Source organism: Vibrio qinghaiensis, assembly GCF_002257545.1.
GTDB lineage: Bacteria > Pseudomonadota > Gammaproteobacteria > Enterobacterales > Vibrionaceae > Vibrio > Vibrio ordalii.
Genome location: NZ_CP022742.1, coordinates 722,914 through 735,344, shown reverse-complemented (window position 1 = coordinate 735,344; position 12,431 = coordinate 722,914). Strand labels below are relative to the sequence as shown.

The 12,431-nt window shown below is 38.8% G+C and carries 10 protein-coding genes; all 10 read left to right on the top strand.

The genetic code is table 11. The features are described from left to right. Positions 1-349 precede the first annotated feature (349 nt). The 10 genes from CCZ37_RS17015 (at position 350) to CCZ37_RS16940 (ending at position 12,354) form a co-directional block, all read left to right on the top strand. Positions 350-2,479, top strand: coding sequence for a hypothetical protein (locus CCZ37_RS17015; RefSeq protein WP_157729230.1), 2,130 nt, complete (start codon positions 350-352; stop codon positions 2,477-2,479). A 702-nt stretch (positions 2,480-3,181) separates the two neighbouring features. Next, on the top strand, positions 3,182-3,679 hold the full coding sequence (locus tag CCZ37_RS17010) for a hypothetical protein (protein WP_094501660.1): 498 nt from the start codon (positions 3,182-3,184) through the stop codon (positions 3,677-3,679). Positions 3,680-4,365: 686 nt separating this feature from the next. After that, the gene (locus tag CCZ37_RS17000) at positions 4,366-5,046 is read left to right on the top strand and encodes a C40 family peptidase (protein ID WP_094501658.1); all 681 of its coding nucleotides are present in this window, start codon (positions 4,366-4,368) and stop codon (positions 5,044-5,046) included. Positions 5,047-5,199: 153 nt separating this feature from the next. Then, positions 5,200-5,766, top strand: coding sequence for an HNH endonuclease (locus CCZ37_RS16995; protein WP_094501656.1), 567 nt, complete (start codon positions 5,200-5,202; stop codon positions 5,764-5,766). 691 nt (positions 5,767-6,457) lie between these two features. After that, the gene (locus CCZ37_RS16980; RefSeq protein WP_094501654.1) at positions 6,458-7,231 is read left to right on the top strand and encodes an SMODS domain-containing nucleotidyltransferase; all 774 of its coding nucleotides are present in this window, start codon (positions 6,458-6,460) and stop codon (positions 7,229-7,231) included. Positions 7,232-7,236: 5 nt separating this feature from the next. Continuing rightward, positions 7,237-7,713: a hypothetical protein gene (locus CCZ37_RS16975; RefSeq protein ID WP_094501652.1), complete on the top strand. Its 477-nt coding sequence runs from the start codon at positions 7,237-7,239 to the stop codon at positions 7,711-7,713. Then, on the top strand, positions 7,700-7,996 hold the full coding sequence (locus CCZ37_RS16970; protein WP_157729229.1) for a hypothetical protein: 297 nt from the start codon (positions 7,700-7,702) through the stop codon (positions 7,994-7,996). The genes CCZ37_RS16975 and CCZ37_RS16970 overlap by 14 nt, the downstream gene beginning before the upstream one ends. A gap of 1,369 nt (positions 7,997-9,365) precedes the next feature. Then, positions 9,366-10,034: a hypothetical protein gene (locus CCZ37_RS16955; protein WP_094501649.1), complete on the top strand. Its 669-nt coding sequence runs from the start codon at positions 9,366-9,368 to the stop codon at positions 10,032-10,034. A gap of 234 nt (positions 10,035-10,268) precedes the next feature. Then, positions 10,269-10,709 carry a TM2 domain-containing protein gene (locus CCZ37_RS16945; RefSeq protein ID WP_017046221.1) on the top strand — a complete coding sequence of 147 codons (441 nt, stop codon included), beginning with the start codon at positions 10,269-10,271 and terminating at the stop codon, positions 10,707-10,709. Between the two features lie 1,324 nt (positions 10,710-12,033). Beyond that, the gene (locus tag CCZ37_RS16940; RefSeq protein WP_094501579.1) at positions 12,034-12,354 is read left to right on the top strand and encodes a DUF2845 domain-containing protein; all 321 of its coding nucleotides are present in this window, start codon (positions 12,034-12,036) and stop codon (positions 12,352-12,354) included. The last annotated feature ends 77 nt before the right edge of the window (positions 12,355-12,431 follow it).

The following is a 12,431-nucleotide window of genomic DNA, read 5'->3' as shown; positions in this document are numbered from 1 at the left end:
TTCAAATCTATGAGTCGTTTCCGTTTTTTAGGTCTTGGCTTTTGTTTGTAAATCAAAGCTGAGTTAATCTTGGTTTTGGTAAAACGTAAGTCATTGAAGCTTAAACATAACAAACGGTTCAAGAGGGACAGCCAACGCGCGGCATTTTTATTATGCGTTGGTTTTTGTGGTTACGGTGTTATGCGGAAGCTTGGTAATGGCGTTGGCTGCCCCTTAACCGGGCGTTAGTTGCTATGCGTGAATATGCTATTCAACTTCATTTGTTTCACTTATAGGAACTATGCAACTTAGGATATATAATCCCATATGTTGGTTAGCAATGATAATGATAGAGGTAAATAGAGGTAAAATGTTAAGCAAACATATGTTTCACTTCGCTCTAGTTCATGAGCAATTCGCTGAAACTGGCGATTTAGTTAGAGGACTTTTGCCTCTTTTTACTCCGCTTTTATCCGACTTGGAAGGGAAAGAATTTGTCCCAGAAAAGTTTTGTAAAGAGATAAATGCTACATATGGGCTAGAAATGCATCCATATGTAGCCGAAGATCTTGCGCCAAAACTGGTGGAGGCTGGAGTCTTAACTATCATAAACGAGAGGAACAAGGGCAAAAAATATTATATCGACTCAATTCCAAAAATAGACAATGCAAAGCTTCAGTCTGATATACAAAAGATATTCAATGAGTATGAGAAGCATGCTAAAAAGAATATGAAGCGAGCCAAGGTCACTAACCCTGTCGTAGACTATTCAAGTGAGTTTATCTCAAGATTAGTTCAGATAGATACTTTTGTTGAAAAATATGATCCTAGTAAAGTTAAACAATATAAATGTAGCGACATTCTAGATTATACTTTTGTCTGGTTTGTAAATGCGATTGAAGAGAAAGGAGGCGAACTAAAAGAAGTGCTAAATAAAGCCTATTCAGGCTGTATTTTGTCAGAAGTCGTTCTAAGTATTAAAGAACCATCCATAGCAAATGGTTCGATTAATGGAAAAAGTTTCTATATAGACGCCCCGATTCTACTCAATGTATTGGGCTTTAACGATGACTACTCCGTCCAATGCTCAAGGTTGTTGATCAACAAAATTCTCGATGAAGGTGGTATTCTTACTACAACCGAAAGCTATATTGAAGAGGCTCAAACATCTATTAGAATAGCACTTTCAAATAGAGATAGAAAACAACCCAGAGTTAGCTCTTTAGATCATTATATTTTCAAGAACCCAAGTAAGATCATTGATGTTAGAACGGCTCAAAATAATGTTAAAGATATTTTATCTCAAAAATATAATTTCAGCGTTAATAATAAATATATAAACATATCCTCATATGCGAGTAATCGTCATGGAGCAGCTCTAAAAGAGAAGTTATCAACAGAATTATCTTGGTATAGTAATGAGGTTGCATTGTATAATGATGTTGAGTCTATTACATATGTTGTAGCTAACCATGGGTACTCTTCGATTAAGAAGATCGCTGAATCTAAATCTTTTCTAATTTCACAGAATGAGAGCTTGATTAAATCTGCTAATAAAGTTTTGTATACACTAAGAACGTTTACTAAGCCAGATATGACTCCGTTACTTAGTGAAAAAAAATTAGCGGTGCTCTTGTGGGTTATTAGTGGCGGAGTTGGCCAAGATATAACTTCGCTCACGCTTGTTAGCTCTTGTGCTCGTGCTTTTGAGATGCACAAGGAGGTTTTCTATAAGGTTAAAGAATTCTTAAAAAACTTACCGGAAGAAAAAGTTAAAGACTATGAGCGCATAGTTTGTAATGATCGTGTCTTTAACTATCTAATTGATGAGGTGGGCTCAAACTATAACCAGATAGATGAAGATAATTTCGAAGAACTACTTGTTCAATCTAAAATAAAGCTTGATGAAGAAGAAATATTAAAAGAGAAGCTTTATAATTCCGAGAAGTCTAATTTGGAAGAAAGGGTTAGAAAGGTTGAGTTGGAAAGAAATAAAGCTCGTGAAGCTATTATTGCTAAATCAAAAGATCAAGTTATTAAGGAAAAGCAAAATTCTGAACTTAATGATAAGCTTGGAAAGCTACAAGAAAAAGTAGAGTTTTTGGAACGCCAAACAACTGAATCAAAGAGTGGTTACCTTAATGAAATTGAAAAAGCTAAAGCGGGATCATCTCGAGACATTGAAGATAGCGTTCAAGCTGCCCGCAAGGAAGTAAGTGCGGTTAACTTTTCTCGTTTATCGTCATTTTTTGAGAAAATTCTTAGATTAGTTGTGTCTTTAACGCTGGCTTTAGTTTGTTATCAATTGAGTGCTATGTCGCTCTCAGACACCATTGTTTTTGCTGATATTACTATATCTGGTGAAGCGGCGAGTTTGGTTAAATACCTTGTTTCGGTAATACCATTTATTGCAACTTGGGCATTACCAGACTTAATCTTTGGTGGAACCATTAAAATGCTAAGCGATAAAACTGCTAGTAGAATTTTGAGTGCGTCTTAAGCAGCACAATGTTAGTACGTTCGCAAGAGTGATAAATGGCAACTAACAAACGGCTCAAGAGGGATTGCCAACGCGTGGCGGCTTTAGTGCAAAATTGAAGTTCAGCGTTTACAGTGTGTTTTTTAAGTTCGGCGGTGCGTTGTCAACCCCTTAGCCGGGCGTTATGCAACTCAGGTAAATTTAGGGGTTCAATCTTTTTAGATTTCTCCGGCCATTCGTTTTGTGTTGCCGGCAAATGAGCACTTTTACCCTCAGATTCGTGGTTCACTCAAACCGTAAAACAGGCAAAGTTCTTTGTTTGCCTCAATCAGTTTTAGCGTTGGCGTGTTGTGAATCTTGTGGGCGCAAAGTGTGGAAAGGGCAAGTTTATCGAGCATTTTGCACTTGCTGAAAGTCTTGCTTGTTGAGTTTGTCTCATTCAAAAGCTTGGTTTGTTGTTGAACGGTGGACTTTGTTTTGGCGGCTTATTTATCATGGCTCTGGTTTGGGTTGATTCTTGAATCACTCAACCATTGCAATTGTGGCTTTTGATCGAGTAAAGTCAATTTATCTTATTGAATTTGCATAACAAACGGCTCAAGAGGGATTGCCAACGCTTGGCGACTTTAGTGCAAAATTGAAATTCAGTGTTTACAGTGTGTTTTTTAAGTTCGGCGGTGCGTTGTCAACCCCTTAGCCGGGCGTTATATTTTTTGAGGGACTATGAAGAAACAATTAGCGGTAATTTTGACATCAGCTACAACCGTATTGAGTGCAGTTTGGTGGTGGAAAGAAGGTGGTTATGAACCAGCAATTGTGTTTATTAGTGGTGTTGGTGGCTTGATTCTTTCCATGTACCCTACTAAGGATGGACATTCTGATCAGTTACCGGCACCGACACATATAGAGCATGAAGTTTTAGATGATCTCTATACACACATCTTGCATGTTGAAGGAACTATTAATAAGAGTTTTCTTGACCGACGACTTTGGAATGAGCTTCAAGACAACTTAGATCAACTAAAGCGTTTTTATCATGAAAATAAGATCAAATTCCCTGATACATTAGATCAAAAGGTACTTGAAGTAATTATGGTTGGGCGGAGCGTGATGAGTTCGGAAATTAATCAATCTATACCTGCAGAGCTAGCAAGTGCTTATCGTAGTTCAAAAGACAATGTTATCGCTGAAATTCGGTTACTAAAAGGTATCGAGCACTAAAAATATAACAAACTGTTCAAGAGGGATTCGCAACGCGTGGCATTTTCACTATGCGTTGAGTTTAGTGATTAAGGTGGTATGCGGCGGCTTTTGTATTGCGTTGCTCACCCCTTAACAGGGCGTTATGCAACTCAGGTAAATTTAGGGGCTCAATCGTTTGGGATTTCTCCGGCCATTTGTTTTGTATTGTCGGCAAATGAACACTTTTACCCTCAAATTCGTGATTAACTCAAACCGTAAAACAGATAAGGTTCTTTGTTTGCCTCAATGAGTTTTTGGCGCTGGTTTGTTGTCAATTCAGCGTGCGCAAAGTGTGGAAAGTGCAAGTTTATCGAACATTTTGTACTTGTTGAAAGTCTTGCTCGGTGAGTTTGTTTCATTCAAAAGCTTGGTTTGTTGTTGAAAGGTGGACTTTGTTTTGGCGGCTTATTTATCATGGCTCTGTCTTCGGTTTGTTCTTGAATCACTCAACCATTGCAATGGTGGCTTTTGATCGAGTAAAGTCAGTTTATCTTGTTGAATTTGCATAACAAACGGCTCAAGAGGGATTGTCAACGCGTGGCGGCTTTAGTACAAAATTGAAGTTCAATGTTTACAGTGTGTTTTTTGAGTTCGGCGGTGCGTTGTCAACCCCTTAGCCGGGCGTTATATTCTTTTGCGAAAATTTGACAGTTATAGGTAAGAAAGTGGTTTGGACGGTAATAAAAAATTCGTTTTTTAATGCGATGGATGCTTGGGAGTTACGAGCTGGTGATGTTCTCATTTGTCATAAAAAAACGAAGTTTAGTCTAGTACGAGCAGCGATTAAGGGATTTACTGCGAGTGAATATACCCATGCAGCTATAGCATTAGGTCAAGGAAAAATTTTAGATGCTGTAAAACCTAAGGTTAGAATCAGCAAAGGGATAGATTTCTTTGATGAGTATGATCATGTTGCAGTTTTCAGACGCAATGACTTCTGGGACAAAGGGCGACAGGCTCAACTTAATTTGTATGCAAATAAACTTGTTGAAGAATCGCGTGAGTATAGCGCTATTGGTGCTGTAAAGGCATACACTGAACGTAACAAAGAGCAAAGCCCTAAGCTGCATAAGTTTATGCAGTACTTAGAAGAAAGTAATACTAACGATAAAGAACAGTTTTTCTGTTCTCAGCTTGTAGTTCAATGCTTCATCGAGGTGGGTATCATTGACCAAGAAGCTGGAGAGTACTCAACGTTCCTAAATCCTAAGTTAGTGTATCCAGTTGACCTAAGCAAAGACTCAGTATTTGGTTATCACTATAAGTACATCAAGTTTAAGTATGAATATGATGTACCTGATGATGAGTTCACAACTATAGATAAATACAAAGACATCTATAAGTAAAAGTACGAATATAACAATCAATTTAAGAGTGATTCCCCACGCTTGGCATTTTTGGTTTGGGTTAAGTTCAGTGTTTACGGCGTTCAATTTTAGTGTCGTGGTCGCGTGGCTCACACCTTAATTGGGCGTTAGCCAACATTTGAAGGATGGAAGATGAAGGAAAAAATAAAGCAAGCATTTGTTCGGTATGATGAGGGAGAAAGGCCCCAAAATTATGGACGACCTGGTCATTGGTATGTACTTGACCAAGAAAATGTAATATATCCGGCGAAGATCATTTGGGCTCTTGCTAATAATATTTCAGATACGACAGACTTTCATTCTAAATATGCACGAGAGCAATTTGTATTGAATGGTTTTGGTTTGTTTGATAGCCGTAATCAAAAGGACAATGATTTCGATACTGCAGTGGATATAGCTATTAAAGACAGTCCAGAAAATCGTCGAAAACGATTGGCTCAAGCAACTAAGAAACCGAAGGTTATTTATGAAATGGTCAAACGATTCAAACGTAATCCTGATGTAGTAGCAGAAGTTATTCTACGCGCAGACGGTAAATGTGAAGGTTGTAATAAAGCAGCTCCTTTCCCTCGTCGCACAGATGGAACTGGATATCTTGAAGTTCATCATAAGTTGCCGCTAGCCAACGGAGGTGAAGACACTGTAGAAAATGCAGTTGCTATGTGCCCTAATTGTCATCGCGAAGCACATTTTGGCTAACAAACGCTTCAAGAGGGACAGCCAACGCGTGGCATTTTTACTATGCGTTGGTTTGTGTGATTACGCATGTTATGCGGAAGCTTGGTAGTAGCGTTGGCTGCCCCTTAAGCGGGCGTTAGCTGAGGTTAAGAGAAATCATAAAATCACGTGTTTATTTTTCTTAGTCTGAGGCTCTAGCTTTACACCTGAAAGTCAGCACTTTTCCACGTATCTCGCCAGTGGCACTGTCCGTGAAGTGGTTGAACTAACCGAAGTCTGTTTACGGGAAGTGGTGTGTTTGTTTATTTCTTTGGTGTGGCTTCTTTGGTTTTGAAGCTCTTTCGCGCTTAAATAGATTTCGCGCACTTGGTCGTTGGCTTCTTCGACATAATTCTTTGTAAATTAAGCTCTAGAAACTCGTCAAGTTTTGCTGTTATTTCTTCTTTGCCAAGTGCGTTTCGTGGATTAGGTTTTAGTTTCTCAGTTGTCCGTTTTACTTTGTCGCTTGAAAGCAATAATGTGTTTTAAATTAGGCCGTTGGGTAGTAAATCTCCAGCTAAAGTGCAGCAGCTAACAAACGGCTCAAGAGGGATTGCCAACGCTTGGCGACTTTAGTGCAAAATTGCAGTTCAGCGTTTACAGTGTGTTTTTTAAGTTCGGCGGTGCGTTGTCAACCCCTTAGCCGGGCGTTAGCAATATAAGGAGAATTTAGATGTATACAATGTATTCGCAACCTCGAACTGGATTGCAGTCAAAGTTCGAAATGTTTCGTGAAAATATAGAGTTAACTCAAACTCAAAAGGAAAAAATAATATCTAGTCATACACATTTACGGCAAAGAAACTTACAGCCACTTTTTTATGTCAAAGAGTCATTTCTAACCGGTTCGTATAAGCGTAATACAATGATCCGTCCACCAAGTGACGTAGATGCCTTTGTTGTTATTAACAAGTCAACTTATGAGACAACACCTAATGCCATTTTGGCGCAATTAAAGCGAGATCTAAATGGGTGCTACCCTAATAGTATAATCCGTCAAGATAAACCCTGTGTGACGTTAGATTTTAATCACTGTAAAATTGAGTTAACGCCTGCAATTCTTGCTGGTTACTATCCTGAGCAGGGATATTATATTCCGAAGCAAGGAACAAATGAATGGATGCTAACAGATGATCCGAAACGAGCAGAAACTCGGCTGTCCCAAGCAAATTCACGGTTAAATGGCAAACTTACTCCATTAATAAAAATGATTAAGCACGCGAAACAAATTAATAATATAAAAGATGTTAAATCTTATCAGATTGAAGATCTGGCAATACAAAACATCAGAACCATGTCTAGCTATCGCGATGGTGTTCAACAAATGTTTCGGGCTTTAGGGTGGACGGTTAACAACATGTCTCAGTTTCAATTAGAGCAGTTATCTGACTTTGCTTTTGCTGAACTGTGCCGAAGTTCAATATTTGGCAATGAATTTCCAGCGTAAATATTATGAATGACAATGAAAAACAATTACTAAGACGTTTAGGCGAAGATTCTGCATATACGTTTAAGGGTTTGCATAAACAAGCTGATTTGTTGGATAGAAAGTACAAATTGTATTTGTCGTTACCAATAATTTTTAGCATAGTGGCAATAGGTTTTGACGAAGAGATTCCCTCACTAATTCTGAAACTCATAGCTGTAGTTGCTTTGACTGGTTCTACACTTGCACTCATTGAACAAAAAGATTTCGAGAAATCAGGTGGCTATAGAGAGCTAGCAGATCAAGTGAAGAATCTTTATGAAAAAATAGAGGCATCTTACCACTTAGATGATTTTTCTAACTTTGCTTCATTATCAACTGAATGGAGCGAGTTACGAAAAAGCTTCAAAGATTATCCTATAGGTTCTAGAGCATATAAGTTGACTCAAAAAAACATAAAGCAAGAGATGAACCTTGATTGGTTGGGTGGTGAATATTGCTAACAAAGCATTTAAGAGTGATTCGCAACGCTTGGCAGTTTCGCTTCGCTCAAGTATAGCCAAGCGCTGCTCACACCTTAATGCGGCGTTAGCTGAGGTTAAGAAAAACCATAAAATTAAGCGCTTATTTTTCTTAGTCAGAGGCTCTAGCTTTACACCTGAAAGTCAGCACTTTTCCATGTATCTCGCCAGTGGCACTGTTCGTGAAGTGCTTGAACTAACCGAAGTCTGTTTACGGGAAGTGGTGTGTTTGTTTATTTCTTTGGTGTGGCTTCTTTGGTTTTGAAGCTCTTTCGCGCCTGAATGGGTTTTGCGCACTTGGTTGTTGGCTTCTTCGAAAGAATTCTTTGTAAATTTAAGTCCTAGAAGCTCGTCAAGTTTTCCTGTTATTTCTTCTTTGCCAAGTGCGTTTCGTGGATTAGGTTTTAGTTTCTAAATTGTCCGTTTTACTTTGTCGTTTGAAAGCAATAATGTGTTTTAAATTAGGCCATTGGGTAGTCAATCTCCGGCTAAAGTGCAGCAGCTAACAAACGGCTCAAGAGGGATTGCCAACGCGTGGCGACTTTAGTTCAAAATTGAACTTCAATGTTTACGGTGTGTTTTTTGAGTTCGGCTATGCGTTGTCAACCCCTTAGCCGGGCGTTATGCAACTCAGGTAAATTTAGGGGTTCAATCTTTTGGATTTCTCCGGCCATTCGTTTTGTGTTGTCGGCAAATGAGCATTTTACCTCCCAAATTCGTGGTTAACTCAAACCGTAAAACAGGCAAGATTCCTTTTTTTGCCTCAATCGATTTTAGCGTAGGCGCGTTGTGAATTGAGCGGGCGCAAAGTGTGGAAAGGGCAAGTTTATCGAGTATTTCGCATTTGCTGAAAGTCTTGCTTGTAGGGTTTGTCTCATTCAAAAGCTTGGTTTGTTGCTGAAAGGTGGACTTTGTTTTGGCGGCTTATTTATCACAGTTCTTGCTTGGGTTGATTCTTGAATCACTCAACCATTGCAATTGTGGCTTTTGGTCGTGTAAAGTCGGTTTATCTTATTGAATTTGCATAACAAACGGCTCAAGAGGGATTGCCAACGCGTGGCGGCTTTAGTGCAAAATTGAAGTTCAGTGTTTACAGTGTGTTTTTTGAGTTCGGTGGTGCGTTGTCAACCCCTTAGCCGGGCGTTAGGCAAAGTGAGTTTTTATTAGCTAAATCGAGTTGAAATTGAACGGTAAATTCCATGCTTTGTGGCTTAAGTTAAGCAATAAATCGTCATCACATATTTGTTGTTTCTTGATCGCGTTGGGTTGCTTTTCGTTGTGAATTTAGCGGCAAAATAACCTTCAGCATCCAAACGTCCGCCGAGTATGCTACGCTCGTCACTTTTCTTCCAAATCGCTCAATTTGAGTTTTTTTGTTTCTTTGCTGATTCAGCATTTTGGTTTATAAATGAATCGTTTAGTTGGTTTTAAGTTGGTAAAAAAAGCTCGTTCTTTGGTTTTGAAAGTGTCGGTGTCAATCGGTTGGCCTAACAAACGGCTCAAGAGGGATTGCCAACGCTTGGCGGTTTTAGTGCAAAATTGAAGTTCAGTGTTTACAGTGTGTTTTTTGAGTTCGGCGGTGCGTTGTCAACCCCTTAGCCGGGCGTTATATTTTTATTGATCAGGAGGTGGTTTTGTTTTCGTATAAAAAAATAGAAATGCCCTATGACGTAATAGGGCATTCAATGAGATCTCAAACGATAATAAATCGAATGCTTATTATGCGTGAAGTGTACTTAAAAGTGCACAATGTTCATCTTGAAGAATATAAATTGATGGAGCATCTTGATAAGCAAGAATATGAGCGTACCAAAGATGATGAGACGGATGAATTTTATGAATATGAGTATGCTAATAGACTTCAAGAGCTTGACCTATTGTTTTATAGAATTCATCGAGCATCAACTCTCTTAATGATTTATTCATTTCTTGAGCATTCAATGATGCGTATTTGCTCAATTTATGAGGAGATTTTAAATATACCTATTTCTGTTAATGAATTATCTGGAAAGGGGATTCAAAGATGCAAAATGTACCTATCAAAATTTTCAAGTTTTGATTTTTCTGATGAAAGTATTAAGCGTGATTGGGATTTTCTTAAATTTTTGAATCAATTAAGAAACTGTTTAGCTCATGAGGAAGGCTACCTCTCCGATAAGTCCAAAATCAAGAAAAGTACTATAAACGGTACTAAAGGGCTTTCTATGTATAATGACACGATATTAATATCTCATGAGTATGTTTTGTGTGCTTTTGATATTACTGAAAGATTCCTTATTAGATTTTGTGATAACAAAATATAACAAACGCTTCAAGAGGGACAGCCAACGCGTGGCATTTTTATAATGCGTTGGTTTTTGTGGTTACGGTGTTATGCGGAAGCTTGGTAGTTGCGTTGGCTGCCCCTTAAGCGGGCGTTAAACGTCGTTATAGTTCGGTGGTTATAATTTTTTATTTAATTACCAGTATGAACTTATAGACATATACATCCTCTTTGGTAAGAATACTTCATTCTTAACTATCTGAGGCATAAGTAAATGAAAGGTACCATCATCGATTTTAATGAGTTGGATCGAACTGGATTAATCTCGGGCGAAGACGGCATTCGCTATCCACTCAATATTAATGAATGGAAGGCAGGGCAGCTTCCTAAATCAGGAATGGCTGTAGACTTTTCTGTTGAAAATGATGAAGCGAAAGCTATTTATCTGATATCTACAAGCGTAGGTTCCTCAAAGAAAATTGCTGCTGCTCTGCTTGCTTTTTTCTTTGGAGCGCTAGGCGCTCATAAATTTTATTTAGGGTATACCAAACAAGGTTTAATAATGCTGCTGGCATTCTTATTTGGTTTTGTATTGCTTGGATTGCCTTCAATAGTCATAGGTGTTATTGCTTTTGTTGAGTTTATTATTTATCTCACTAAATCAGATGAAGATTTTGAAAAAACATATGTGACGGGACGTAAGGATTGGTTCTAATATACTGATGTAATTACGTTTAACAAGCGGCTCAAGAGGGATTGCCAACGCTTGGCGACTTTAGTGCAAAATTGAAGTTCAGGGGTTACGGTGTGTTTTTTGAGTTCGGCGGTGCGTCGTCAACCCCTTAGCCGGGCGTTATGCAACTCAGGTAAATTTAGGGCTCAATCTTTTGGGACTTCTCCGGCCATTCGTTTTGTGTTGTCGGCAAATGAGCATTTTTACCTTCAAATTCATGGTGAACTCAAGCCGTAAAACAGGCAAGGTTCTTTGTTTGCCTCAATCAGTTTTAGCGTTGGCGTGTTGTGAATCTTGTGGGCGAAAAGTGTGGAAAGGGCAAGTTTATCGAGCATTTCGCATTTGCTGAAAGTCTTGCTTGTAGGGTTTGTCTCATTCAAAAGCTTGGTTTGTTGCTGAAAGGTGGACTTTGTTTTGGCGGCTTATTTATCACAGTTCTTGCTTGGGTTGATTCTTGAATCACTCAACCATTGCAATTGTGGCTTTTGGTCGTGTAAAGTCGGTTTATCTTATTGAATTTGCATAACAAACGGCTCAAGAGGGATTGCCAACGCGTGGCGGCTTTAGTGCAAAATTGAAGTTCAGTGTTTACAGTGTGTTTTTTGAGTTCGGTGGTGCGTTGTCAACCCCTTAGCCGGGCGTTATGCAACTCAGGTAAATTTAGGGGTTCAATCTTTTGGGATTTCTCCGGCCATTTGTTTTGTATTCTCGGCAAATGAGCATTGTTACCCTAAAATTCGTGGTTAACTCAAACCGTAAAACAGGCAAGGTTCTTTGTTTGCCTCAATCAGTTTTGGTACTGGTTTGTTGTGAATTTAGCGGGCGCAAAGTGTGGAAAGGGCAAGTTTATCGAGCATTTTGCACTTGCTGAAGTTTTAGCTCGTTGAGTTTTCCTGATTCAAAAGCTTGGTTTGTTGTTGAACGGTGGACTTTGTTTTGGCGGCTTATTTATCATGGCTCTGGCTTGGGTTGGTTCTTGAATCACTCAACCATTGCAATTGTGGCTTTTGGTCGTGTAAATTCAGTTTATCTCATTGAATTTGCATAACAAACGGCTCAAGAGGGATTGCCAACGCGTGGCGGTTTTAGTGCAAAATTGCAGTTCAGTGTTTACGGTGTGTTTTTTAAGTTCGGCGGTGCGTTGTCAACCCCTTAGCCGGGCGTTATGCCTATTAGTCGGGTTCTAGTCCCTTTTTATGTGCATGGTTTCATGGTGTGCAATATGATTATACAGTGCGATATTGTGTAATGGTTGATAGTTTCACTGTCAGCTAAGTAATACTAACTAATCTTGAGAGAGGAATTTATGGAATTGCTAGTTTGGTTCTTAGTGTTTGTTGCTGTGATTATTGTCATAAGTGGTTACCTCGATAAGAAAAAACGGCAGAGACTAATGGCTAAATATGGAAATGCTGAATTAGTTGATAGGTTGATGAAAAAAACCATTTGGGAAGGCCAAACAGAAGAGCAACTAATAGATTCTCTTGGAAAGCCGTTAGATATAGATCAGAAGGTGTTAAAGACCAAAGTTAAAGAAACGTGGAAATATGATAAAGCAGGTAAAAACCGCTACAACTTAAGAATTATTGTCGAAAATGGATTTGTTGTGGGCTGGGATAAAAAATAGGCATAACAAACGGCTCAAGAGGGATTGTCAACGCGTGGCGGCTTCAGTGCAAAATTGAAGTTCAGTGTTTACAGTGG

Coding starts and splice junctions, on each gene's coding strand:
- CCZ37_RS17015 (WP_157729230.1), top strand. CDS start 350: ATGTTAAGCAAACATATGTTTCACTTCGCTCTAGTTCATGAGCAATTC.
- CCZ37_RS17010 (WP_094501660.1), top strand. CDS start 3,182: ATGAAGAAACAATTAGCGGTAATTTTGACATCAGCTACAACCGTATTG.
- CCZ37_RS16995 (WP_094501656.1), top strand. CDS start 5,200: ATGAAGGAAAAAATAAAGCAAGCATTTGTTCGGTATGATGAGGGAGAA.
- CCZ37_RS16980 (WP_094501654.1), top strand. CDS start 6,458: ATGTATACAATGTATTCGCAACCTCGAACTGGATTGCAGTCAAAGTTC.
- CCZ37_RS16975 (WP_094501652.1), top strand. CDS start 7,237: ATGAATGACAATGAAAAACAATTACTAAGACGTTTAGGCGAAGATTCT.
- CCZ37_RS16945 (WP_017046221.1), top strand. CDS start 10,269: ATGAAAGGTACCATCATCGATTTTAATGAGTTGGATCGAACTGGATTA.
- CCZ37_RS16940 (WP_094501579.1), top strand. CDS start 12,034: ATGGAATTGCTAGTTTGGTTCTTAGTGTTTGTTGCTGTGATTATTGTC.